The 23,051-nt window shown below is 69.6% G+C and carries 23 protein-coding genes; 5 read left to right on the top strand and 18 right to left on the bottom strand.

The genetic code is table 11. From position 1 onward, the window contains the following. Nucleotides 1-174: 174 nt before the first annotated feature. The 6 genes from QC765_RS01370 to dprE2 form a co-directional block, all read right to left on the bottom strand. Complete coding sequence (locus QC765_RS01370) at nucleotides 175-1,392, bottom strand: MFS transporter (RefSeq protein WP_278312620.1); 1,218 nt, start codon at nucleotides 1,390-1,392, stop codon at nucleotides 175-177. A gap of 83 nt (nucleotides 1,393-1,475) precedes the next feature. Next, complete coding sequence (locus QC765_RS01375) at nucleotides 1,476-2,255, bottom strand: DUF1906 domain-containing protein (RefSeq protein WP_278312621.1); 780 nt, start codon at nucleotides 2,253-2,255, stop codon at nucleotides 1,476-1,478. 113 nt (nucleotides 2,256-2,368) lie between these two features. Further along, nucleotides 2,369-3,133 (bottom strand): cobalt-precorrin-6A reductase, encoded by a 765-nt coding sequence (locus tag QC765_RS01380; RefSeq protein ID WP_373876637.1) that lies wholly within the window; start codon nucleotides 3,131-3,133, stop codon nucleotides 2,369-2,371. Continuing rightward, a complete protein-coding gene (gene cobM / locus QC765_RS01385) occupies nucleotides 3,118-3,879 on the bottom strand; it encodes a precorrin-4 C(11)-methyltransferase (protein ID WP_278312623.1) in 762 nt (253 codons plus the stop codon). The genes QC765_RS01380 and cobM overlap by 16 nt, the downstream gene beginning before the upstream one ends. Then, nucleotides 3,876-5,126, bottom strand: coding sequence for a precorrin-6y C5,15-methyltransferase (decarboxylating) subunit CbiE (cbiE, locus tag QC765_RS01390; RefSeq protein WP_278312624.1), 1,251 nt, complete (start codon nucleotides 5,124-5,126; stop codon nucleotides 3,876-3,878). The genes cobM and cbiE overlap by 4 nt, the downstream gene beginning before the upstream one ends. Next, nucleotides 5,123-5,914 carry a decaprenylphospho-beta-D-erythro-pentofuranosid-2-ulose 2-reductase gene (dprE2, locus tag QC765_RS01395; RefSeq protein WP_278312625.1) on the bottom strand — a complete coding sequence of 264 codons (792 nt, stop codon included), beginning with the start codon at nucleotides 5,912-5,914 and terminating at the stop codon, nucleotides 5,123-5,125. The genes cbiE and dprE2 overlap by 4 nt, the downstream gene beginning before the upstream one ends. Before the next feature lie 31 nt (nucleotides 5,915-5,945). Here dprE2 and QC765_RS01400 point away from each other — a divergent pair, with 31 nt between their 5' ends. The 3 genes from QC765_RS01400 to QC765_RS01410 all read left to right on the top strand — a co-directional run bounded on the left by QC765_RS01400 (nucleotide 5,946) and on the right by QC765_RS01410 (nucleotide 8,306). Continuing rightward, on the top strand, nucleotides 5,946-6,350 hold the full coding sequence (locus tag QC765_RS01400) for a pyridoxamine 5'-phosphate oxidase family protein (protein WP_278312626.1): 405 nt from the start codon (nucleotides 5,946-5,948) through the stop codon (nucleotides 6,348-6,350). 257 nt (nucleotides 6,351-6,607) lie between these two features. Then, the gene (locus QC765_RS01405) at nucleotides 6,608-7,891 is read left to right on the top strand and encodes an MFS transporter (RefSeq protein ID WP_278312627.1); all 1,284 of its coding nucleotides are present in this window, start codon (nucleotides 6,608-6,610) and stop codon (nucleotides 7,889-7,891) included. Nucleotides 7,892-7,913: 22 nt separating this feature from the next. Then, entirely contained in the window at nucleotides 7,914-8,306 is a 393-nt protein-coding gene (locus QC765_RS01410) for an ArsR/SmtB family transcription factor (RefSeq protein WP_373876638.1), read from the top strand. A gap of 12 nt (nucleotides 8,307-8,318) precedes the next feature. On the opposite strand, the gene QC765_RS01415 is transcribed toward QC765_RS01410, so the two are convergent. Beyond that, nucleotides 8,319-9,023, bottom strand: a complete 705-nt coding sequence (locus tag QC765_RS01415; protein WP_278312629.1) for a DsbA family protein — start codon at nucleotides 9,021-9,023, stop codon at nucleotides 8,319-8,321. Between the two features lie 24 nt (nucleotides 9,024-9,047). Continuing rightward, a complete protein-coding gene (locus QC765_RS01420) occupies nucleotides 9,048-10,175 on the bottom strand; it encodes a M24 family metallopeptidase (RefSeq protein WP_278312630.1) in 1,128 nt (375 codons plus the stop codon). Nucleotides 10,176-10,232: 57 nt separating this feature from the next. On the opposite strand from QC765_RS01420, the gene QC765_RS01425 reads away from it, so the two are divergent. After that, on the top strand, nucleotides 10,233-11,180 hold the full coding sequence (locus QC765_RS01425) for a 5'-3' exonuclease (protein WP_278312631.1): 948 nt from the start codon (nucleotides 10,233-10,235) through the stop codon (nucleotides 11,178-11,180). On the opposite strand, the gene amaB is transcribed toward QC765_RS01425, so the two are convergent. The 7 genes from amaB to pafA form a co-directional block, all read right to left on the bottom strand. Further along, complete coding sequence (gene amaB / locus QC765_RS01430; RefSeq protein ID WP_278312632.1) at nucleotides 11,181-12,749, bottom strand: L-piperidine-6-carboxylate dehydrogenase; 1,569 nt, start codon at nucleotides 12,747-12,749, stop codon at nucleotides 11,181-11,183. 74 nt (nucleotides 12,750-12,823) lie between these two features. Continuing rightward, nucleotides 12,824-15,565, bottom strand: a complete 2,742-nt coding sequence (locus tag QC765_RS01435; protein WP_278312633.1) for a DEAD/DEAH box helicase — start codon at nucleotides 15,563-15,565, stop codon at nucleotides 12,824-12,826. A gap of 11 nt (nucleotides 15,566-15,576) precedes the next feature. Continuing rightward, complete coding sequence (gene tatC, locus QC765_RS01440) at nucleotides 15,577-16,488, bottom strand: twin-arginine translocase subunit TatC (RefSeq protein WP_278312634.1); 912 nt, start codon at nucleotides 16,486-16,488, stop codon at nucleotides 15,577-15,579. Between the two features lie 91 nt (nucleotides 16,489-16,579). Further along, entirely contained in the window at nucleotides 16,580-16,879 is a 300-nt protein-coding gene (tatA, locus tag QC765_RS01445) for a Sec-independent protein translocase subunit TatA (RefSeq protein WP_278312635.1), read from the bottom strand. 116 nt (nucleotides 16,880-16,995) lie between these two features. Next, the gene (locus tag QC765_RS01450) at nucleotides 16,996-18,021 is read right to left on the bottom strand and encodes a helix-turn-helix transcriptional regulator (RefSeq protein WP_278312636.1); all 1,026 of its coding nucleotides are present in this window, start codon (nucleotides 18,019-18,021) and stop codon (nucleotides 16,996-16,998) included. Next, nucleotides 18,021-19,010, bottom strand: a complete 990-nt coding sequence (locus QC765_RS01455; RefSeq protein ID WP_278312637.1) for a helix-turn-helix transcriptional regulator — start codon at nucleotides 19,008-19,010, stop codon at nucleotides 18,021-18,023. The genes QC765_RS01450 and QC765_RS01455 overlap by 1 nt, the downstream gene beginning before the upstream one ends. A 36-nt stretch (nucleotides 19,011-19,046) precedes the next feature. Beyond that, nucleotides 19,047-20,405, bottom strand: a complete 1,359-nt coding sequence (gene pafA / locus QC765_RS01460) for a Pup--protein ligase (protein WP_278312638.1) — start codon at nucleotides 20,403-20,405, stop codon at nucleotides 19,047-19,049. A gap of 167 nt (nucleotides 20,406-20,572) precedes the next feature. On the opposite strand from pafA, the gene QC765_RS01465 reads away from it, so the two are divergent. After that, nucleotides 20,573-21,172 carry a phosphatase PAP2 family protein gene (locus QC765_RS01465; RefSeq protein WP_278312639.1) on the top strand — a complete coding sequence of 200 codons (600 nt, stop codon included), beginning with the start codon at nucleotides 20,573-20,575 and terminating at the stop codon, nucleotides 21,170-21,172. A 108-nt stretch (nucleotides 21,173-21,280) separates the two neighbouring features. Here QC765_RS01465 and prcA read toward each other — a convergent pair whose 3' ends face one another. From prcA to QC765_RS01480, 3 genes are read right to left on the bottom strand one after another with little or no spacing between them, the layout of a single operon-like run. Then, nucleotides 21,281-21,988, bottom strand: coding sequence for a proteasome subunit alpha (gene prcA / locus QC765_RS01470; protein ID WP_278312640.1), 708 nt, complete (start codon nucleotides 21,986-21,988; stop codon nucleotides 21,281-21,283). Continuing rightward, entirely contained in the window at nucleotides 21,985-22,854 is an 870-nt protein-coding gene (gene prcB, locus QC765_RS01475; protein ID WP_373876626.1) for a proteasome subunit beta, read from the bottom strand. The genes prcA and prcB overlap by 4 nt, the downstream gene beginning before the upstream one ends. Beyond that, the gene (locus QC765_RS01480) at nucleotides 22,851-23,039 is read right to left on the bottom strand and encodes a ubiquitin-like protein Pup (protein ID WP_278312642.1); all 189 of its coding nucleotides are present in this window, start codon (nucleotides 23,037-23,039) and stop codon (nucleotides 22,851-22,853) included. Before QC765_RS01480 ends, prcB begins: the two co-directional genes overlap by 4 nt. Nucleotides 23,040-23,051 lie beyond the last annotated feature (12 nt).

The following is a 23,051-nucleotide window of genomic DNA, read 5'->3' on the forward strand; positions in this document are numbered from 1 at the left end:
CGCCCCACAAGACTAGCGTGATTTGCAACACAAGTTTAGTAATCAACTGTCCCCAATTAGGAGGTCATTTTGCCCGAATTGCTCGGTGACTTTGGTCCCTAGCGGGCCCCTCCCCCAACGTGCCTCCACTGCCAGCCGGGCCACCCGGTCGGCCGCTACACTAGGCGCGCCGGTTCAGGCGACGACCCTCCGGCGCAGTACCACGGGGATGATCAACAGCGCCAGGACCGCGCCCACGATCGAGAGCAGCGCGTAGCTCGAGGCCGCCACGACCATCCCGGAGGCGAATCCGCCGCCCGCCCCTGCCAGGGTGATGGAGAGATCCACGTTGCCCTGCACGGCCGCCCGCTGCCGCAGCGGAGCAGCTTGGGTGATCAAGGTCGTGCCGCTGATGAGCCCAAGGTTCCAGCCCAGCCCGAGCAGCACCAGGGCGAGGGTCAATCCCGCTATCCCCGTGAAAGCGGCCGCGGATGCCCCCGCCAGCAGCATCGTCATCGCCGCCGCCAGTGCCACCACACGAGCCCCGAGACGATCGACGAGCATCCCGGACAGCGGTGACGGCAAGTACATCGCCGCGACGTGGAAGCCGATCACGAGCCCCGCCGCGCCGAGCGAGTGACCGTGATCCTGCATGTGCACGGGCGTCATGGTCATGATCGCGGCCATCACCAGCTGGGTGACCGTCATGATCGCGGCACCGAGGAGCACTGTCGGACGCCAGTCCGCCACCGTCGCCGCGGGCGAATCACTGCTGGCCACCACGGGTTCGTCGAGTCGCAGCTCGCGGGCGAGCAGCAGCGGATCCGGTCGCAGCCAGATCCACAGCACCACCGCGGCGATGCCATAGGCGACCGCAGCGAGCAAGAACGGTCCCGCGAGCGCCGGGATGCCTACCGTGCCGGCCAGGCGCCCGGTCAGGCCGACAGTGTTGGGGCCCACCACTGCCCCCAGCGTCGTGGCGACAAGAACGATGCTGACCGCGCTGCCCTTGCGGTGCGCGGGAGCAAGGTCGGCGCCCGCGTAGCGCGCCTGCAGGTTGGTGGCCATGCCTGCCCCGTAGACGAACAAGGAGAGGAACAGCAAGGGAGTCGAGGGCAGAGCCGCGGCGACCACGACGCCGATCGCGCCAAGCCCGCCCGCGCCGTAGCCAAGCGCGAGTCCTACCCTTCTACCGTGCGCCTGCGATGCCCGGCCGACCAGCACGGCCGCGAGCGCCGCGCCGACGGTGAACAGCGCCACCGGCACACCGGCGAGGCTGGTCGAGGAGAGCACATCACGGGCGAGCAGCGCGCCGACGGTGATTCCTGCCGCCAGCCCCGCGCCACTGAGCACCTGGGCGATGACCAGGACAGTGAGGGCGCGGCGCTGCGCGGCAGAAGTATCGATGATCATGCGGGCCCCGGATTCTCCGTCGGTCTACGGATCCGAGCGTAGGCCCTAGGCCCGAGAAGCGGGGGTGCCCCTCGGTGTGGGGATCACCACTGGCCGTAGCTGGGCTTGAGGATCCGGTTGCGGTCGATGCCCACCCCGTCCACGGAGAGCCGGTCGATCTCGAACTGGTGGATGTGGGCCGCGGGATGCACGCGTCCGCCCGACCCCCAGTTGTGCATCCAGAAGTAGCGGCCAAGCCCCCGGCCGCGGAGGAACTCGATGGTGGGGTAGTTCGCGTAGACACCGGTGCGGGCCGCGCCGATGGTGTCCTGCCAGCCCCGGATGTAGCCGGCGACGAGCTCGAGCTCGCTGCTGCTCGGGTTGCTGTCGATGGCCGCGTAGATCACCGCGTTCGCGGGGCCGCCCGCGGCGAGGTGCAGTCGCTGCCCGATGGCGGCGTGGCGGATGCCGCCGTTGTAGCCAGCGCGCCAGTCCGAGGTGACGTCTTTGCCGAACTGGTAGCACGAGACGATCGCGAGGCCCTGGGACTTCATGTCGGCGACCTCGCTGGCCCGCATGGGCTTGCCGATCATCCAGCTCGCGCGCGGCTCGGACATGTAGCGGATGACGCCGCGGTATCCGGCACGCTTGATCGATGCTGCGGACGGCACTCCCGCGGCATAGTCGATGAGGATCTGACCGGTGTCATCGCCTCCGGGGGTCGTGGGCACGCTCGGAGAGGTAGGCGTGCCCGGCGAGGTGGGCGCGGGGGGCCGCGAGTTTCCGGGAACGAGATCGCCGAGCGAGGAGAATGCGCCGCCCGCCTGCATGGCGGCAAGCCCGCCGATAGCGGCGTTGCGGATGAAGTCACGACGGGATGCCACGGGTTCTCCTGGGATCGGGGACGAGCAACGATCCTTATCGTAGGCAAGCACTTCACTCGTGCCGCAGTTTCACCAGAATTCTCAGGATTCACTTCCGCACCACTGGTGCCGCTCTACCCGGTAGCAGGGCGTCGCGCCCCATCAGCCCACGCGGCCGCCTCCGCGACGCTCGTCACCACCCTCACACCCTCGGGCAGGGACGGACGTCGCACCATCACTACCGGGACGCCGCGCTCCCGCGCCGCGACCAGCTTGGCCGCTGTGGCCGCTCCCCCGCTGTTCTTGCTGACCAGGAGATCCGCGCCGATGTGCTCCAGCGCCGCATGCTCCGCCTCGACAGTGAACGGCCCGCGGGCGAGAACGATCTCCCGCACCGAATCCGGGACGGTCGCAGGAGGATCGATCATCCGCGCCACCACGGTGCCGCGCGGCAGGCCGCCGAACGCCGCGAGCTCCTGCCTGCCCACCGTCAGCAAGGCGCGCGTCGCCCGGCCCGCGCGCAGCAAGCCATCGACAATCCGCGCGGCATCCGCGACCTCGGCCGCATCGAGCCACTCATCGCCAGGCCCGGGCTGCCAGGCTGGCCGCTGCAGCCGCACGAGCGGCAAGCCCAGCCCGGCGGTCACGCGTGCCGCGGTGCGGGTCATCGTCTCGGCGAAGGGGTGCGTCGCATCGATCACCGCATCGATCCCGTCCGCACGAAGATGCGCCGCGAATCCGCTCTCGCCACCGAAGCCCCCCGATCGCACCTCCCCGACCGGCAGCAATGGTTCCCGCACCCGCCCCGCCAGCGACGACACCACGTCATGCCGGCACGCCAGCAGGCCCGCTAGCTCCCGGGCCTCGCCCGTGCCACCGAGGATCAGGACCCGCATGATGGCAACGCCCTCGCCCGCTCCTCCGAGTACAGGTAGCTATCCGGGAAACCATCGGCGGTGAGCGCGCGGCCCACCAGGATGACGGCGGTCTTGGTGATGCCCTGCTCGGCCATGCGCTCGGCAAGGGTGCCCACCGTGGCGCGCAGCACCACTTCCTCGGGCCGGCTGGCGAACGCCACGACCGCAGCGGGGCAATCCGTGCCGTAGTGCGGCGCTAGGGCAGCGATCACCTGGTCCATATGGGCGGCGGCGAGATGCAGCGCGAGGGTCACCCCGGTGCTCGCGAGGCGCTCGAGCTCCTCGCCCGGCGGCATGGAGGTGGCACGGACGGCGATGCGGGTGATCAGCAGCGACTGCCCCACCCCCGGCACGGTCAGCTCCCGGCCCAGCGCCGCGGCGGCGGCGGCGAAAGCAGGCACGCCCGGCACGATCTGGTAGTCGATGCCGCGCTCGGCGAGCAACCGGATCTGCTCGGCCACGGCGCTGTAGATCGACGGGTCGCCCGAGTGCAGGCGAGCCACGTCCTCGGCGCGCGCATTGGCCTCGGCCATGATGTCGACGATATCGGGCAGGCGCATGCGAGCAGTGTTGATCACGCGGGCACCCGGGGGGCAATGATCCAGCACCTCCTCGGGCACGAGCGAGCCCGCGTACAGGCACACCGGGGCCCGCTCGAGGACGCGGATCGCTCGCAGGGTCAGTAGGTCCGGGGCACCTGGCCCGGCGCCCACGAAGAACACGGTCACGGCTTGGTCCCTTTCCATTGGGTCACGGGCAAGTGCGGTCGCCAGGTGGTGAACGCCCCGAGCGGTGCCGCGCGATGCACCTGCAGGCGGCGCAGCATCCCCCCGTGCGCGCCGTGCCAGCGCAGCACGAGCGATTCGGATTCCGCGGTCACTGCGTTGACGACGATCCGTCCGCCGGGGCGCAATCGGTCCCAGCAGGCGTCGAGCAGACCGAGGGTGGTGGCGCCACCGCCGACCATGATCGCATCCGGTACCGCGAGGGACCTGGGCACGTCCGCGAAGGCGGCGGGCGCGGCCCCCTCCGCATGCAGCGACGGGACGCCCAAGGAATCCGCGTTGCCCCGAAGCCGATCCGCGCGCGCCGGATCCTGCTCGAATGCCACGGCCCGGCAGGAGGGATGCGCGCGCATCCATTCGATGGCGATGCTGCCCGTGCCCGCGCCCACGTCCCACAGCACCTCGCCCGGCAAAGGGGCGAGCGCCGCGAGGGTCACCGCCCGCACCTCCTGCTTGGTCAGCTGGCTATCGCCGTACGCCTCGTCCGGCAGCCCGGGCACGAGTCCGTGCTGGTGCTCGGGCCCCGCGTCGCATTCGACGGCGACGATGTTCAGCGGATCGCCCTCGGGCAGTTCCCATCCGCCCGCGTTGCCCGAGAACGCGTTCTCCCGTGGTCCGCCAAGCTGCTCGAGCACCGTGAGGCGACTTCCGCCCCAGCCGTGCGCAGCCAGCAAGCCCGCGACCTGCCGCGGGGTGGCCTCGTTCTCGCTGAGCACCAATACCCGGCGGCGCGGAGCCACTTCCCGCAGGATCGCCGCGATGGGTTTGTTGACAGCCGATACGACAGGCGTGTCCTGGATGGCCCAGCCGAGCCGCGCGCAGGCCAGCGACACGCTCGATGCGTGTGGCAGCACCCGCAGTCGCTCGACGCCCACGAGGCGGGCGAGGGTCGCCCCGATCCCGTGCATCATCGGGTCACCGCTGGCGAGGACGCACATTCCGCCCGAGCCGTGCTCCTCGATCAGCCCGGGCAAGGCGGGCAGCAAGGGCGAGGGCCAGGCCATGCGCTGTCCGGCTACGTCGTCCGGCAGCAGGGCGAGCTGGCGGGCCGAGCCGTGGATGGTGCGGGCCGCGCGGATGGCGTCGCGGGCCGGATCGCCGAGCCCCGCCCAGCCATCAGCACCGATGCCCACCACCGCGACGCGGGGCCCGCCCGTCACAGCTGCGACAGCAGCGGGGGAACCAGTCACCGGGGCATCCTCCGCCACACCCACTGCGGCAGCAAGCGCAACGCCATGAACAGCAGCTTCAGCTGGAACGGCACCCACACCACGCGGCGGCGGCGCGCCCCCGCCTCGACCACCGCGTCCGCCACCTGGCCGGGGGTGCTGGGGAACGGTGCTGGATCCATGCCCTCGGTCATGCGGCCGATCACGAATCCAGGCCGCACGATCAATAGGTGCACGCCCGTTCCGTGCAGGGCATCAGCGAGCCCGCTGGCGAAGCCGTCGAGACCAGCCTTCGCGGAGCCGTAGACGTAGTTGGCGCGCCGCACCCGGGCACCCGCCACCGACGAGAACACCACGAGCTGCCCGCGGCCCCGCTGCCTCATGCGCCGCGCAAGGCTCGTCAGCACGCTCGCCTGCGCCACGTAGTCGGTGTGGAGGATCTGCACGGCGTGCGCCGCGTCCTCCTCGGCACGGTCTTGATCGCCGAGGATCCCGAAGCACAGGATGACCACGCCGGGCAGGCCCACGCGCGCCTCGAGATCGTCGAGGAACGACTCGTGGGAGGCCGTATCGTCGGCATCGAACTCCACCGGCACCACGTCTGTCGCGCCAGCATCCCGAACGATCTGCTGCTCGTTCGCTAGATCCTCGCTGCGCCGGGCCGCGAGCACCACGACCCGTCCAGGGGCAAGGCGCTGTGCTACCTCCAGGCCGATCTCGCTGCGACCGCCGAGGATCACCACCGGTCCAGGATCGAACCGATCGGCGAGGCGCGCGCGGGACGGGGACGGCAAATCTGCATGGCTCACGCTCCTAGTGTGCTCGACTACGGTGAACGCCATGGCATACACCCCCGATGACCTGACCGACGATGCCGCGACGTTCCTCGCGGAGCGGCACCTCGGATCGCTGACCACCCTGCGCGGCAACGGCCTGCCACACGTCGTCGCGGTCGGCTTCACCTGGGACCCCGAGGCGCGCAAGGCACGGGTGATCACCAGCGAGGGCAGCCAGAAGGTGGTCAACGTGGAACGAGCCGGGCACGCCACGGTGTTCCAGGTGGACCGGGCCCGCTGGCTCGCCCTCGAGGGCACTGCGACCGTCCGCCGCGAGCCCGAGGTCGTGCGCGAGGCCGAGGAGCGCTATGCCGGCCGATACCGGGTGCCGCGGGAGAACCCGCGCCGCGTCGTCATCGAGATCACGGTGACCCGCATCCTCGGCTCCCGGTCGTTGCTCGGGAAGTAGAGCGGCTGCTGCGGGCAGGGCGGCTGCTGGACAGTGGAAACTTTTCCCGCTCGGAGGGGGAAAAGTTTCCACCAATGGGGAAACCGGGCACCGAGGATTCGCGACACGGAATCCACTATCGAACATGCGTTCGACGCTGTGCTACGGTTGGCCCGTGGCCGGGCGAGGGAAGCGCCCGGCCACGCCCCGTTCCAGGCATCCTGCGCTCGCTGCTCCCAGCCATTGCGTGCGCATGTGCGCACATATAAAATCGATGTATGGCGCGCACACGCCACTCCATCACTTTGCACGGCGCACTGGGCAATCCGCTCTTTCGCAGGCTGCTCACCGCCCAGGTGCTCGCGCTGCTCGGCACAGGGCTGCTCACGATCGCCCTGAGCCTGCTCGCCGTCGACATCGCGGGCAGCAGCGCGGGCGCGGTGCTCGGCACCGCGTTCACCATCAAGATGGTCGCCTATGTCGGCATCGCGCCCGTGATCTCAGCCCTCGCGCACCGCGTCCCGCGGAAGCTGCTGCTCGTAGCCGCCGATGCCATCCGCGCCTCCGTGGCTCTCGCCCTCCCGCTCGTCGATGAGGCCTGGCAGATCTACCTGCTCATCGCGGTCCTCCAAGCAGCCTCGGCCACGTTCACCCCCGCGTTCCAAGCGATCCTCCCGGCCGTGCTCATCGACGAGGATGAGTACACCCAGGGCTTGTCCTGCTCACGGATCGCCTATGACCTCGAAGCCCTCGCGAGCCCCGTGATCGCGATCGCGCTGCTCGCGGTCTACTCCTACGATTCGCTCTTCCTGGGCACGGCAGCGGGATTCCTGCTGTCCGGCATCATCGTGCTGTGGAGCGCGCTCCCGCGCATGCCCACGCCATCCGCGCCCCCACCGTTTCTCGCGCGGATCCTGCAAGGGTCCCGGATCATGCTGCGGCGCAGAGAGCTCCAGGCGCTGCTGGCCCTTGATATGGTCGTTGCCGCCGCCACCTCGATCGTGCTGGTGAACACCGTCATCCACGTGCAGGCGATGACCAGCGACACGGGCACTGGGGTGGCGATCGCGCTGGCCTGCTTCGGCACAGCGTCGGTGCTCGCCGCCGTCCTGGTTCCAGGCGCGCTCCGCCATCGCACCGACCGTACCGTGATGCTCGGCGGCGCGATGCTCAGCGTCACCGGCCTTGCTGCGACCACCGCTCTCGTCGCACCCATGACCAGCGTGGCCGCGGGGACCGCGCCGGGGATCGCCTGGCTGCCGCTCGTGCTCGCATGGGCAATGATGGGCGCGGGCACGTCAATGATCCTCACGCCGGCTGCCCGGTTGCTGCGGCGGGGCTCCTCGCCCACTAGCCGGCCCGCTGTCTTCGCGGCCCAGTTCTCGCTGAGCCACGCCTGCTTCCTGCTGACCTACCCGATCGCGGGCTGGCTCGGGCTAGCGGCAGGCCAGGTCACTGCTACCCTCGTGCTCACGCTTCTCGCTGCTGCGGGGGCGGCCACCGCGGCAGCCGCGTGGCCATCGACCGATCACGCTCCCCGGGTTGAAACGAGAGGTGGATAGCCTCGTGACGGCATCGAATCCCCTGCGCCAGCCACTCCCCAGCTCAGGAGCCCCCAGCGCAGGAGCCACCAGCGCAGGACCCCCCAGCCTCGTCCATGACGCTCCCCCGGACCAGGCGCATCTCGATGCCGCCAGCGATACCTTCCGCATGCTGTCGGATCCCACGCGCCTGCATGTGCTCTGGTTGCTCGCTCGGAGCGAGGCGGATGTCAGCACCCTCACCGGGGCCACGGGCGCCTCCCGCACCTCGATCAGCCAGCACCTCGCGAAGCTGCGCCTCGGTGGGATGGTCGATACCCGGCGCGACGGCCGGCGCATTGTCTATCGCATCCGTGACGGCCATCTCGCCAGGCTGGTCCGCGAAGGATTCAACCACGCCGACCACCGGTTGACCGGCGAGCCGCCGCATTCCTGAACCTGCGCTTGCTCAGAGCCCGCGCACGAGCTCGGCGAGCGCCTCGGGGCTCGACGGCACGTAGGTTTCCCCATTGATCTCGATATGCGGCAGCTCCACTCCGGCGCTGGACCAGGCGGCACTGCTCGCCTCGACGTCCGAAGCATGGTGGCGCTCGGTGATGCATGCCGTCACTCCGTGCGACGCTCCAGTGGCCTGCGCGATGCGCACGAGTTGTGCGTCGGTGACCAGCGCTGCGCCGCTCACGGTGCCAACGTCGAACATGGCGGACCGGAACGCCATCCAGTCCTCGATGGTGTCGTCGGCAACGCACAGCGAGGCATTCGCGAGGCGCATCGCGGCCGCATCGTCACCGAGGGCCACGGGAACATGCTCGACGGCGGCGTCGAAGGTGGTCACGAGGGAACGCAGTGCCGCGCGGTACTGCTCGGCGAAGGCCGCGCACGCCTCGCACGTGTAATCCTCGACGAGGGTGACGACCACGCGCCGCTCCTGCCGCGGATCCCCGTGATCGATGCGCACGACGCGAGAGGCCCCGCTATCGCCGGTGGCCGTGGTGGTGGCAGTGGCGCTGGCATCCCCGGCACCGGTGGTTTGCTCCTCGCCGCGGGTGAAGATGATCAGGACAACAAGCACGACGAGCACGATGACCAGCAAGGCCCCGATCCGCCGCACGCGGGGGTAGGACGAGCCCCGTTCCTCCACCACTCTCACCACCGTCCGTTCCTCAGCGCTTCGTGATCACCCTGCGAGCACGGTCAGGCCGTGCGGCTGGCGGTTGACCGGCTCGCATCCATCCGCGGTGAGGATCACGATGTCCTCGATGCGCGCGCCCCACTCGCCCGGGAGATAGATGCCGGGCTCGATGCTGAACGCCATGCCCTCGCGCAGCACCTGCTCGCCACCCGTCATGATGTAGGGCTCCTCGTGGACCGACAGTCCGATCCCGTGGCCAGTGCGATGCACGAAGTACTCGCTGAGGCCGTGGGCGGCGAGATGATCGCGCGCGGCCGCGTCGATCTGCCCGGAGGTGGCGCCGGGACGGGCGGTGGCCACGGCGCGCGCTTGTGCTTCCTCGAGGATGGCGATGCGCTCGGCCGCGGCGGGATCCGGCTCGCCGATGCTGTAGGTGCGGGTGCAGTCGGAGAAGTAGCCCGCGGGCACGGGACCGCCGATGTCGATGACGACGATGTCGCCGCGCGAGATGACCCGATCGGAGACCTCGTGGTGCGGGTCCGCGCCGTGCGGGCCGGAGCCGACGATGACAAAGGCTGCCCCGGTGTGCCCCTCCTCGACGATCGCGGCGGTGATGCTCGCGGCAACCTCGGCCTCGGTCCGGCCCGCGCGCAGGAACTCGCCCATCCGGGCATGGACGCGATCGATCGCGGCGCCCGCCTCCCGCAACGCGGCCTTCTCCGCCTCATCCTTGATCATCCGTCGCTCGCGCAGCACCTCGGTGGCAAGCATGAGCGGCTGGCCGAGCCGAGCCTGCAGGGGAATCACATGCAGCGCGGGCGTCGCGTCGGCGATGGCGGCCCGAGCGTCCGCGCCGATCGCCTCGACGATCATGCCGTGCGGGTCCTCGCCATCTACCCACGGCATGATGGCGACGTCGAGATCGTCGAAGGCCGTGCCCCGCAGGGCCGCGACCTCGAGCCGCGGCACGATCATCCGAGGTTGACCCGAGGCGGGGACCACGAGACAGGTGAGCCTCTCGAAGGAGGCCATCGTGGAGCCAGTCAGGTACTGCAGGTCGGGCCCCGGGGTGATCAGGAGCGCATCGACGCCCCGCTCGCCCAGCATGCTCGCGGCGGATTCCAGCCGCGCGGCGTAGGTGGCGGACGGGGCTCCGGTATCGGGATCAGCCATGCCCCCCAGCCTATCCCGCTGCGAACGAACCGCCACGGCCTGGCATGATACAAGACCATGGATGCACCGGTTGTTCTGCTCGACGGCGCGAGCCTATGGTTCCGGTCGTTTCACGCGCTGCCCGAGTCGCTGACCGCTCCCGATGGTCGCCCCGTCAACGCAGTGCGCGGTTTCCTCGATACGATCGCCTCGCTGGTCCGCTCCCACAAGCCATCCCGCCTGGTGGTGTGCCTCGACAACGATTGGCGCCCCGCGTTCCGGGTTGCCGCGATCCCCTCCTACAAGGCGCATCGCGTCGCCGCGACCGAGGATCCAGCGGGAGGAGCGGAGGATGTCCCGGAGTCGTTGCCCCCGCAGGTGGACATGATCCTCGACGTGCTCGATGCGATCGGCATCGCCACCGCGGGCGCGGATGGCTACGAGGCCGATGACGTGCTGGGCACGCTCGCCGCGCGGGAGACGAGCGATCCAGTGATCGTGGTGAGCGGCGACCGTGACCTGCTGCAAGTCGTCGCTGACGAGCCAGTGCCGGTGCGGGTGCTGTATGTGGGGCGGGGCATGGCCAAGGCGGAGCTGTTCGGCCCGGCCGAGGTCGCCGCGCGGTTCGGTGTGCCCGGGGATCGCGCTGGCGCGGCCTATGCCGAGCTGGCGCTGCTGCGCGGGGACCCCTCCGACGGACTGCCGGGCGTGGCGGGCGTGGGCGAGAAGACCGCGTCGCGCCTGCTCCTCGAGCATGGCTCGCTCGCTGCTGTCATGGCGGCCGCGGCGGATCCCGCGAGCAATCTCGCACCGGGAGTACGCAACAAGCTCACCGCGAGCGTGGACTATGTCGCGGCCGCGGAGAAGGTTGTGCGCGTCGCCACGGATGCCCCGGTCTTGCTGTCGCGGCCGGATGATGTTCCCCGGGAACCATCCGGCCGGCACAGCCTCGCCGATCTCGGGCACGACTACGGCATCGAGAACGCGCTCGCGCGGCTGCTCGCCGCCCTCGCCGCGAATCCCTGATCAGGCGAACCGCACGCCCTGGGCGAGCGGCAGCTCCGAGGAATAGTTGATGGTGCTCGTGGATCGCCGCATGTAGTTGCGCCACGCGTCCGAGCCGGATTCGCGGCCGCCACCGGTGTGCTTCTCGCCGCCGAACGCTCCGCCGATCTCCGCGCCGGAGGTGCCGATGTTGACGTTGGCGATGCCGCAGTCCGAGCCCTCGGGTCCGAGGAACCGCTCCGCCTCGCGCAGGTCAGTGGTGAAGATCGCCGAGGACAGGCCCTGCGGGACCGCGTTGTGCAGGGCGATGGCCTCGTCGAGATCGTCGTAGGCGAGCACGTAGAGGATCGGCGCGAACGTCTCCTCCCGAACCACCGGGGCCATGCCGGGCATCCGCACGATCGCCGGCGCGATATACACCCCGTCCTCCGCGCCCTCGACGGTGATGCGCTCGCCTCCGCTGACAACGGTGCCGCCTGATTCCGTGGCACGCTCGAGCGCATCGCGCATCGCGTCCCCGGCTGTGCCCGAGATCAACGGTCCCACCAGCACGTCCTCGCGGAAGGGATCCCCCACGACCAGCGTACCGTACGCCGCCGCGACGCGATCCACCACCTCGTCGAGGATCGAGCGGTGCACGATGAGGCGCCGCAGCGTGGTGCAGCGCTGCCCCGCGGTGCCCGCCGCCGCGAACACCACCGCGCGCGCCGCGAGATCGAGGTCCGCGGAGGGAGCGATGATCGCGGCATTGTTGCCACCGAGCTCGAGCAGCGAGCGTCCGAACCGGGCCGCCACCCGTGGCCCGATCTCATGGCCCATGCGTACCGAGCCGGTCGCGCTGAGCAGCGAGATGCGCTCATCGTCGACGAGTTGCTCCCCCACGTCCCGGGCCCCGATCACCACCGTGTGCAGGCTCTCGGGCGCGTCCTGCTCGGCGATCGCGCGGGCGAGCAGCGCATCGCAGGCAAGCGCGGTCATCGGCGTGGACTCCGAGGGCTTCCACACCACCGGGTCGCCGCATACCAGCGCGATCGCGGTGTTCCACGCCCACACCGCCACGGGGAAGTTGAACGCGGTGATAAGCCCGACCACGCCGAGGGGATGCCAGGTCTCGGCGAGCCGGTGCCCGGGCCGCTCCGAGGCCATGGTCAAGCCGTAGAGCTGCCGCGACAGTCCCACGGCGAAGTCGCAGATATCGATCATCTCCTGCACCTCGCCGAGCGCCTCGGAGGTGATCTTGCCCGCCTCGATCGTCACGAGCGTCGCGAGGTCCGCCTTGTGCTCGCGCAGCAGGACGCCCAGTTCGCGCACCACGTCGCCTCGCCGGGGCGCGGGAACGGAGCGCCACACCGCGAAGGCCTCGGTGGCCCCGGCGATCGCATCATCGACGTCGGCGGGCGAGCTAGCCGTGATCGTCAGCAGGTCAGCTCCGAGGATCGGTGTGCGAGCGTCGAGTGGCTCGCCCGTTCCCACCGGGAGAATCGTGCCGGTGAACACCGATTCGGGGATGACGTCGGCCCCGCATGCGTGCAGGGCAGCGATGGCGAGGTCATGCAGCTCCTCGGCCGTGGGCAGGGGGCGGGCGCTCATGGTTCCCATCATGCCGTGCCACGCCGTGCGCGTCAGCAGTTCCCCGCCACTGCCCGGCTATTGGGCGGCGAGTGCTATTCCGTGGTGGCGTCGATCGAGACGACTCCCCGCTTGATCGCCGCGATCGCCTTGCCCGCGGTGGAACGCACCTGCGGGTCCGGCGCGACGACGCGGAGCTGCTCGAGCAGATCGAGCACCTGGCGGCACCAGCGCACGAAATCACCGGGCGGGATCTCGTTGGCGGCGAGCAGCGCATCGAGCAGCGGAGCACCCTGCGCCCACACGTGGATGGCGTGCACGAAACCCGTATCAGGCTCCCGGGTTATGGGCAGCTGGTGGCGGATCTCGTCGGACTGGATCTCCTCCCAGATGCTCTGCGTATCGGCAACGGCCCGGCGCAGTGGCCCGGTCGGCATGGTGCTCGCGACCGTGGCGTCGCGGCGCGCCTCGTACACCACGGTGGAGGCAACGGCGGCGAGCTCGGCGGGGCCGAGCCCCTTCCAGATGCCGCGCCGCAGCGCTTCGGCGATGAGCAGGTCGCTCTCGCTGTAGATGCGGCGCAGCCAGCCGCCCTCCTCGGTGACCACCGGGTCGCCGTCCGGCTCGAGGTAGGCGCGCTCGGCGAGCAGCTCCACGATCCGGTCGAACGTGCGCGCCAGCGACGAGGATGCCACGTCCATCCGGGTACGCAGCTTCTGCGTCTCCACGGTGAGGCGATGGGACTTCTCGGCCCAGCGGGCGTGCTCCTCGCGGTCGGGGCAGTCGTGGCAGGGATGCTGCTTGAGCTCGCGGCGCAGCCGGGCGAGCTCGCGGTCGTGGGTCGCTCCGCGGTTCTTCTTGCCATGCTTGCCGTGCTTGCCCGGCCCTGACGCAGGGGCAAAGCCCTTGTTGCGCAGCGTCGAGCCGATGTCGCGGCGCACCTGGGCGTCACGGAAGTCGATGTGCCGGGGCAGCCGGATCGAGCCCACCGCGTCCACGGGGTCCGCGAAGTCCTTGGGCGATAGCCTTCCCGACCAGCCACCGGAGGTCATCACCAGCGGATGCGGGTCAGCGAACTCGCGGTCAGGCTCGAGGACCACCGCTGGACCCGCCCGTCGCCCGGCCGGGACGATGATCACATCACCGCGCCGCAGCCGCACCAGCGACTCGGCGACCGAGTTGCGCTTCTCCCCGGTGGCGCCGCGCTTGAGCTCGCGCTCCCGCTCGCTGACGGCGCGCCGCAGCTCGGCGTACTCGGCGAAGTCACCGAGATGGCAGTCGGTGGACCCTGCGAGACGCTGCAGCTCCTGCTCGTTGCGCTCGATGGCGCGCGAGACCCCGACGACGTTGCGGTCGGTCTGGAACTGCGCGAAGGACCGCTCGAGCAGGGCGCGGGCCTCGTCCGCGGGAAGGTGCCGCAGCAGGTTGACGGCCATGTTGTAGCCGGGAGCGAAGGAGCTCCGCAGCGGGAACGTGCGTGTCGAGGCGAGGCCCGCCACCATGTCGGGATCCACGCTGGGCTCCCACAGCACCACCGCATGGCCCTCGATATCGATGCCGCGCCGCCCGGCCCGGCCGGTGAGCTGCGTGTACTCGCCGGGGGTGAGGTCGGCGTGGGTGTCGCCGTTGAACTTGACCAGCCGCTCGAGCACCACGCTGCGGGCGGGCATGTTGATGCCCAGGGCGAGGGTCTCGGTCGCGAACACAGCCTTGACGAGGCCGTTGACGAACAGTTCCTCGACGGTGTGGCGGAAGGCGGGCAGCATGCCCGCGTGGTGGGCGGCGATGCCCCGCTCGAGCGCGGTGCACCACTGGTCGTAGCCGAGGATGCGCAGGTCCGCGCGCGGTAGCTCGCCGGTATGGCGCTCGATGATCTCGCGCACGCGGGCGGCCTCGTCCTCCGTGGTGAGGGTCAGCCCGGAGCGGACGCACTGGCCGACGGCGGCATCGCAGCCCGCGCGGCTGAAGATGAAGGTGATGGCGGGCAGCAGCCCGGCCTTGTCGAGCTGGAGGATCACCTCGGGCCGCGACGGTGGCCGGTAGCGGCTGGGCGGCCCGCCACGGCCCCGGCGATCGCGGCCCCCGCCTCGGCGATGCGCGGGACGCTCGGCATCCTCGATCGCGAGGCGCTTGCGGATGTGCGCGAGCAGGTCCGGGTTGAGCTTGCGCTGGCCACGAGCGGGCGGGCCCCCGCTGATGCGGCTGGGGAAGAGGTCGAGGATGCGCCGGCCGACAAGCATGTGCTGCCACAGCGGGATGGGGCGGGTCTCGTCGACGATCACGGTGGTATCGCCGCGCACGGTCTCCATCCAGGAACCGAACTCCTCGGCATTGCTCACCGTGGCGGACAGGCTCACGAGGGCGACATCCTCGGCGAGGTGGAGGATCACTTCCTCCCACACCGCGCCGCGGAACCTGTCGGCGAGGAAGTGCACCTCGTCCATCACCACGTGCGAGAGCCCGCGAAGCCGGTCCGAGCCCGCGTAGAGCATGTTGCGCAGCACCTCGGTGGTCATCACCACGATCGGCGCGTCGGAGTTGATGCTCTGGTCGCCGGTGAGCAGGCCCACGGTGTCACGGTCATAGCGGGCGACGAGGTCGTGGAACTTCTGGTTCGACAACGCCTTGATGGGCGTGGTGTAGAAGCACTTGCGGCCCGCGCTCAGCGCCAGGTGCACGGCGAACTCGCCGACGATGGTCTTGCCCGCCCCGGTGGGCGCGCAGACGAGCACGCCGTGACCGGCCTCGAGCGCCTCGCAGGCGCTGCGCTGGAACGGGTCGAGCGGGAACGGTAGTTGCGCGGCGAATGCCGCCACCTCAGGGGCAGTAGTGCTCATCCCGTCCTACGTTATCGCTCCTGCTGCCCGGACGTGTCATCGGCGACGGGACCGGGGGCCTCAAGTGGCTCCGACTCATCATCGGCGAGGTGCCCCCACTTGCCAGCGCGGCGCGCGCGGCGCTTGTCGTTGAGCCGCGCGAACTGGACCGCGAGCTCGAACAGCAGGGTCAGCGTGAGCGCGAGCACGATCATCGAGAACGGATCGTGCGGGGTGACGAACGCGGCGAAGACGAACAAGGAAAAGATGATGCCGCGGCGCCAGGACTTCAGCTTCTCGTACGGCAGGATGCCCACCACGTTGAGCATCGCCACGATCAAAGGCAGCTCGAAGCTGACGCCGAAGATGATGATCAGGCTGATGATGAAACCGAAGTACTCCTGCCCGCTCAACGCGGTGACCTGGACGTTGTCACCAATGCTGAGCAGGAAGTCCAGCGCGAACGCGACGAGGAAGTAGGCCATCACCGCACCCGCGATGAACAGTAGCGCGCCAATCATGACAAAGACCAGGCCGAAGCGACGCTCGCTGCGGTGCAGGCCCGGCACCACGAAAGCCCACACCTGGTAGAGCCACACTGGGCTGGCCATCACGATCCCAGCAGTGACCGCGACTTTCAAGCGCAGCATGAATTGCTCGAACGGGCCCGTGGCGAGGAGCCGGCACTCGTCGCTGTCCAGAGTCAGCGAGGCGCGCGCCTCTGGCGGCAGCTCGCAGTAGGGGCCACGCAGCAGATCACCGAGCGCGGGAATGCCCAGCACCGAGAACGAGTACCACAGGAAGCCGACGATCGTCGTGACGGCTACCGCGGCGAGAGCGATCAGCAATCGTGTCCGCAGCTCGTGCAGGTGCTCGGTGAGCGGCATGGTGCCGTCGGGGTTCAGCTTGCGCTTCCGGCGCCCAGGCTTCAGGGATAGTCGCACCGCGGTCATTCTTCTCGCTCACAGGGATAGGGATCCGGCCGGAATGACGCAACGCCAGCCGCTATCGGACTGGCGCTGCGCAGGCCACGCACTATGCGTGCTGATCAGGCTGCTGCTGGGTGCCTTGCTGGGTGAAGTTGCCCTGGGCGCGATTCCCTGCGGCACGCTCGGAGTCGGTGGTCGGTGCCGCATTGATCTGCGGAGGCGCGGACTGCGGGGCCTGCTGGGCGTTCTCGGTGCCCCCGTCGTTGCCCATCTCCTTGATCTCGCTCTTGAAGATGCGCATCGAGCGCCCCAGCCCGCGGGCCGCGTCCGGCAGCCGCTTGGAGCCGAACAGCACCACGATGACGAGGATCAGGATCAACCAGTGCCACGGGCTCGTGAATCCCATTGTTTTTCAGCCTCCCACATTGACGTCGTCACCGATGCTACCCGAGATCAGGCGGGGGCGGCGGCCCCACGCACCGGCGTTCACCTAGGCTTCATCCATCGTCTCGAGCACCACCATCACGGGCGGTGCCGGTAGCGCTCCAGGCCCGCGATCGCCTGCTCGCGCATCCGCTCCGCGAGCCCGGCCGGCTGGACGACCGTGATGCTCGCGCCGAACCCCAGCAGCATCCGTGCCATCCACTCGTCGGAGGCGTAGCGCATATCCACCTGCACACGTCCATCAGGGAGGCGCTGCTCGTTCTCCACGGGGTAGTAGTCGACGAACCATCCAGCCGACGGCTCGATCACCAGCCGGGCCACGCCCAGGTGCTCATGCTCGCTGAACAAGCCATCGGCCTGGGCGCGCTGGGCATTGGCGGGAACGCGCGCGGGCTCGTCGAGCAACCGGGCGGACTCGATCCGGTCGAGGCGGAACAATCGCACATCCTCGGCCATGCGGCACCACGCCTGCAGGTAGGCCTGGTCATCGACGAGCAGCATCCCCATCGGGTCGGCCACGCGCTCGCTCACCACATCGCGCGATGCCGAGTAGTACACGATGCTCAGGGCGCGCTTGCGACGCACCGCGTCCCGGACCACCGCGAGCCTGGCCCCCGCCGCGAGGTCCTCGGCATCAGGTTCCCCCGATGCTCGAGCGCCCTCATCCTGGCTGCCCTGATCCTGGCCGCCCTGGCCCGGCGCGTCCTGGCCTATGCCCGATGCCGCGACGCCAGCCGCGGACTCGATCTTCGCGATCGCTCGCCGCACCGCAGCGGGATCCGCCATCCCTGGCTGGTCGAGCAGCGCGCGAAGCGCCACGAGCAACGCGGTGGCCTCCGGCCCGGCCAGCCGCAGCGGACGCTCCATCCCGGCCGCGTAGGTCACCGCCACCGTCTCGCCCTCGAACGAGAGATCGATCAGGTCACCCGGGCCATAGCCCGGCAGCCCGCACATCCACAGCAGGTTCAGATCATCGATCAGCTCCTTCTGCGTCACGCCCATCTCCCGGGCAAGGTCGGCCTTGGAGATCCCGGGATTGGCCATGACGTACGGCACCAGGTTGAGCAGGCGCACCAGCTTCACTGACAGCCTCGACGACGCCATCATCGATCACCTCCCGCGGCTCGCAGCGCGCCCTCGAGCACCGCGACCACCTCGCGGACGAGTTCCGGCGGCTCCATCGCCACGGCATCGGGTCCATGCCCGGCTACCGCGCGGGCCAGCCACTCCCACGACGATGCCTCCACCTCCAGCAGATCCCCATCCGCGTCGTCGAGCACATGCGGGGCCGATGCCGACGCCATGCGCCTGAGCTCATGCACCCGGCCCGACGCCACCCACACGCTCGCGGGCAACCGGGGCGCCGTGCCGCTCGCGACCGCGCGCGCGATCAGCTCATGGATATCGACGTCCTCGGGCTTGCGCACCATCCCGCGCTTGCCCACGGTGGTCACCTCGCCCGCGATGCGCGACAGCCGGAACGTGCGCACCGCCTGCTTGTCGCGGTCCCGCCCCACCAGGTACCACCTGCCCCGCCAGGTGCCGATGCCCCACGGCTCCACCTCGCGGACCAGGAAATCCCCCCCAGCGCTGCCTCGGTGCTCGAACCGCACCGCGGTTCCCGAATCGATCGCCTCGAGCAGCACCCGCACGGCCTGCTCCGATGTGCGCGCGCGCTGCGGCACCATCGTCACCGGCACGCCCTCGATCACCGGCACCCCGCCCGCGCGCAGCTTCAGCAGCGCGGCCTGCGTGGCCGCATGCAGCTCCGGCGACTGCCACAGCTGCGCCGCCACGGCGACCGCCGCGGCCTCGTCCTGGTCAAGCTGCACATCTGGCAGCTCGTAGGCATCGCGCCGGATGCGGTAGCCCTCCGTCGTCGAATGCCACGATGCCCGCCCGGTCTCCAGCGGGATGCCAAGATCCCGCAGCTCTGCCTTGTCCCGCTCGAACATGCGGTAGTACGCATCGTCGCTGCCATCGCGCGGATAGCCCGCGACCGTCTCCCGGATCTGGTCCGCGGTGAGGAACTGCCGCGTCGACAGCAACGCGATCACCAGGTTGACAAGTCGTTCCGCTCGTGCCGCCGCCACCCGATCATCCCTTCCCGCTGAGCGCTCGCTCCCACGTCACATGGCTGCGATGAGCCGTTCCACCCGCTCATCGACCGACCGGAACGGGTCCTTGCACAGCACGGTCCGCTGCGCCTGATCGTTGAGCTTGAGATGAACCCAGTCAACGGTGAAGTCCCGGCCGCGGTCCTGCGCGGCCGCGATGAACTCGCCGCGCAAGCGTGCCCGCGTGGTCTGCGGCGGCACGGCCGTGGCCTGCTTGACCTGCTCGTCGGAGGTGACCCGGGCGACGAGGCCCTTGCGCCGCAGCACGTCGAACACACCGCGGCCCTGCTTGATGTCATGGTAGGCCAGATCGATCTGCGCGATCTTCGGATCACCCAGGGACAGGCCGTGCCGTTCCTCGTACCGGGAGAACAGCTTGTGCTTGATCACCCAATCGATCTCGGTATCGACCTTGCTGAAATCCTGCGACTCCACCGCATCGAGCATCCGCCCCCACAGGTCCACCACTTGATCGAGCTCCTCGCTCGGCTCCCTGGTGGCCAGGTACTCCACGGCCCGCGCGTGGTACTCGCGCTGGATCTCCAGGGCACTCGCCTGGCGCCCGCCTGCTAGCCGCACCGGCTTGGTGCCCGTGATGTCGTGGCTGATCTCGCGGATCGCCCGGATCGGGTTGTCCAGCGCGAAATCCCGGAACGGCACGCCCGCCTCGATCATCTCCAGCACGAGCGCCGCCGAGCCGACCTTCAACAGGGTCGTGGTCTCCGCCATGTTCGAATCACCCACGATGACATGCAGGCGGCGGAACTTCTCCGCATCCGCATGGGGCTCGTCACGGGTATTGATGATGGGCCGTGACCGCGTCGTCGCCGAGGACACGCCCTCCCAGATGTGCTCCGCGCGCTGCGAGAGCGTGAAGATCGGCGCCTTGACGGTGTGGAGCACCTTGCCCGCGCCGCAGATCAATTGCCGCGTCACGAGGAAGGGCAGCAGCACATCGGAGATGCGCGAGAACTCCCCCGTCCGCGAGACCAGGAAGTTCTCGTGGCAGCCATACGAGTTGCCCGCGGAATCCGTGTTGTTCTTGAACAGATAGATGTCACCCGCGATGCCCTCGTCGGCGAGACGCTGCTCCGCATCGAGCAGCAGTTCCTCGAGGATCATCTCGCCGGCGCGATCATGCGCGACGAGCTGGCGCAATCCATCGCACTCCGCGGTCGCGTACTCCGGATGGGAGCCCACGTCGAGGTACAAGCGGGCCCCATTGCGCAGGAACACGTTGGAACTGCGCCCCCACGACACGACACGCCGGAACAAATACCGCGCCACCTCGTCCGGGCTCAATCGACGATGCCCATGAAACGTGCAGGTGACACCGAATTCCGTCTCGATACCCATGATTCTTCGCTGCACCCTCGCCACACTACCGCCACCGCCACTGTCGTCAGCGGCGACTACCGCAACAAATCATCACCGATCGTCACTTTTGCATTGCATGCACGGCGGCAATGCCTACTCTTGACGATATGGATGCGCCCGGCTGCGCCGAAACCGGCCCCGCGGAAGAAGCGACTGCCCACGTGGCAGCCGCTCCGGTGGGGTCCCGCCGCGCCGCGGCCGCCGCTGCGCCCCGTGCCGTGCGCCGCGCGGTCGGTCAAGCAGACCGTCGATTCGTCGCGCGCTCCGCCCAATGGCGACCCACCCCGATGGATCGCGCCATGATTGCCCTCAGCCGCTCGACGAGCAAGGGCCAGGTCTGGATGGGCGTGGCCGCCATCCTTGTGGCCTCCGGCGGAAACGCCCGCCGCGGCGCCGTTCGCGGCGCGGTCGTGCTCGGTGCGAGCACCTTTGTCGCGAGCCGACTGCTCAAGCCGCTCTTCCCGCGCAACCGGCCCCCGGAGAACGCCATTCCTGGGACGCGCCGCCTCGGCAGCTCGCCGTCCACCCCATCGTTCCCCTCGGCGCACTCCGCGCTCGCAGCGGCGTTCGCCACCGGCGTGGCGATCGAATCGCCGCTCGCGGGCTACCTCATCGCACCCCTTGCCGCCGCCGTGGCCTACTCGCGGGTCCACACCGGAGTGCACTGGCCCTCTGATGTCGTCGCCGGAGGTGTCGTCGGGGTTTCCGTGGCACTGCTCACCCGGCGCCTGTGGAGCGCGGATTCCGCCACCGTCGAGTAGTGCCTGGTTCCGCAGGGGCAAGTTGAAGTTTTTCCTCCGTGGAGCGGGAGCAGTTTCCACTCGCGCGCGCCCATCGGTGGTTTCCGCCCGGCGCGCCCGTCGCCCCAGCTATCCGAGCAGCTCGGCGAGATCGGCGCCACGGATTCGGCGGAAAGCTCGCCGCGGTCGCGTGCTCTCGAGGACTGCCACCTCGAGCCCCGTTGGATCCAGCGTGCGGGTGTCGGCCTGCCCTCCGGGCGCGGGTGCCTTCTGCAGCGCCGTGACCGCGGTGCGCAGCGCGTCGGCGAGACCGAGACCCGGCTGGTAGGTGGTGCGCAGATCCGCAAGGATCGGCTCGGTGGAGCCCCCCATGACCACATAGTTGCGCTCGTCGGCGATGGATCCGTCGTAGGAGATGCGGTAGAGCTGCGGGGAACGATCCGCCCCCGCCGGGCCCACCTCGGCGACGCACAGCTCGACCTCGTAGGGCTTGGGCTGCTCGGTGAAGATCGTGCCGAGCAGCTGCGCGTAGGCATTGGCGAGGGCGCGCCCGGTCACGTCACGACGATCATAGGAATAGCCGCGCATGTCGGCGTGCAGAATCCCGGCTCGACGGAGGTTCTCGAACTCGTTGTACTTGCCGACGGCAGCGAAGCCGAGACGATCATAGAGCTCGCTGATCTTGTGCAGCGCCGTCGAGGGATTCTCCGCGACCAGCAGGATGCCGTCGGCGTAGGCGAGAACGATGACGCTGCGGCCCCGGCCGATGCCCTTGCGCGCGAGCTCGGAGCGGTCGCGCATCACCTGTTCGGCGGATGCGTAGTACGGGAACGTCACGGTTGCTGGTCCTCCCCGGCGGATGCCCTGCGCTGGTTGATGATCTCCTCGGCGATCTGGCTGATCCGCTCCGCGGCAACCGCCTCCGCCCCGGACCTCGTGATCACGGCCATCGTGGGATACAGCTGGCGGATCGCATCGAAGCCGCCGGTGGCGGTGTCATCATCGGAAGCATCGAACAGTGCCGCGACCGCCGCGTGCTCGGCCTCCTCGCGCGGGAGCCCCTTGCGGTAGGTCTTCTTCAGCGCGGACCGGGCGAACAGGGATCCCGAGCCCACCGAGTAGTAGCCGGCGTGCTCCTCGTAGCGCCCGCCCGTGACGTCGAACGACACGATCCGTCCTGCTGCGGCGTCGCTCGCGGCATCCACATCGAAGCCCACGAACAGGGGCACCACCGCGAGACCCTGCAGGGCCGCGCCCAGGTTGCCGCGCACCATCGTGGCCAGGCGGTTCGCCTTGCCGTCGAGCGTCAGCGCCACGCCCTCGATCTTCTCGTAGTGCTCCAGCTCGACCGCGAACAGGCGCACCAGCTCGACCGCGACGCCCGCCGTTCCGGCGATGCCCACCGCGGAATGCTCATCGGTGATGAACACCTTGTCGATATCGCGGCTCGCTACGATATTTCCCATGGTGGCCCGGCGATCACCCGCGATCAGCACGCCGCCCTCGAACGCGAGCGCGACGATCGTGGTGCCATGCGGCGCTAGGTCCTCGCTGCCACCACGCCCGTGAAGGTCAGCGGACCGGCTGCCCGGCAGGAGGTCGGGCGCATGGATGCGCAGGTAATCGCTGAACGATGACAGCTGCGAGTACCGCTGCGCCCCCGCGTCGCGCTGCATCATGCGCCACAGATCCTGCCCCGTCACTGTCCGCCCTTCTGCACGTAGGCGCGCACGAAGTCCTCGGCATTCTCCTCGAGGACGTCATCGATCTCGTCGAGGAGATCGTCTGTGTCCTCGGTGACCTTCTCGACGCGCTCCTGGCCTCCGGTTCCCTGGGTGGCATCGTCGTCCTCGTTGCCACCGCCCCGCTTGATCTGCTCCTGAGCCATAGCGGCCACCTC

The sequence above is a fragment of the Hoyosella levis genome, from assembly GCF_026008515.1.
In the GTDB taxonomy this organism is placed as follows: domain Bacteria; phylum Actinomycetota; class Actinomycetes; order Mycobacteriales; family Mycobacteriaceae; genus Lolliginicoccus; species Lolliginicoccus levis.

Excerpts from the sequence above, each read along its gene's own strand:
- QC765_RS01420 (WP_278312630.1), bottom strand. The coding sequence starts at position 10,175 with ATGGCTGATCCCGATACCGGAGCCCCGTCCGCCACCTACGCCGCGCGG.
- QC765_RS01405 (WP_278312627.1), top strand. The coding sequence starts at position 6,608 with ATGGCGCGCACACGCCACTCCATCACTTTGCACGGCGCACTGGGCAAT.
- tatA (WP_278312635.1), bottom strand. The coding sequence starts at position 16,879 with ATGGGATTCACGAGCCCGTGGCACTGGTTGATCCTGATCCTCGTCATC.
- QC765_RS01435 (WP_278312633.1), bottom strand. The coding sequence starts at position 15,565 with ATGAGCACTACTGCCCCTGAGGTGGCGGCATTCGCCGCGCAACTACCG.
- QC765_RS01480 (WP_278312642.1), bottom strand. The coding sequence starts at position 23,039 with ATGGCTCAGGAGCAGATCAAGCGGGGCGGTGGCAACGAGGACGACGAT.
- QC765_RS01370 (WP_278312620.1), bottom strand. The coding sequence starts at position 1,392 with ATGATCATCGATACTTCTGCCGCGCAGCGCCGCGCCCTCACTGTCCTG.
- QC765_RS01450 (WP_278312636.1), bottom strand. The coding sequence starts at position 18,021 with ATGGCGTCGTCGAGGCTGTCAGTGAAGCTGGTGCGCCTGCTCAACCTG.
- amaB (WP_278312632.1), bottom strand. The coding sequence starts at position 12,749 with ATGAGCGCCCGCCCCCTGCCCACGGCCGAGGAGCTGCATGACCTCGCC.
- QC765_RS01400 (WP_278312626.1), top strand. The coding sequence starts at position 5,946 with ATGGCATACACCCCCGATGACCTGACCGACGATGCCGCGACGTTCCTC.
- QC765_RS01425 (WP_278312631.1), top strand. The coding sequence starts at position 10,233 with ATGGATGCACCGGTTGTTCTGCTCGACGGCGCGAGCCTATGGTTCCGG.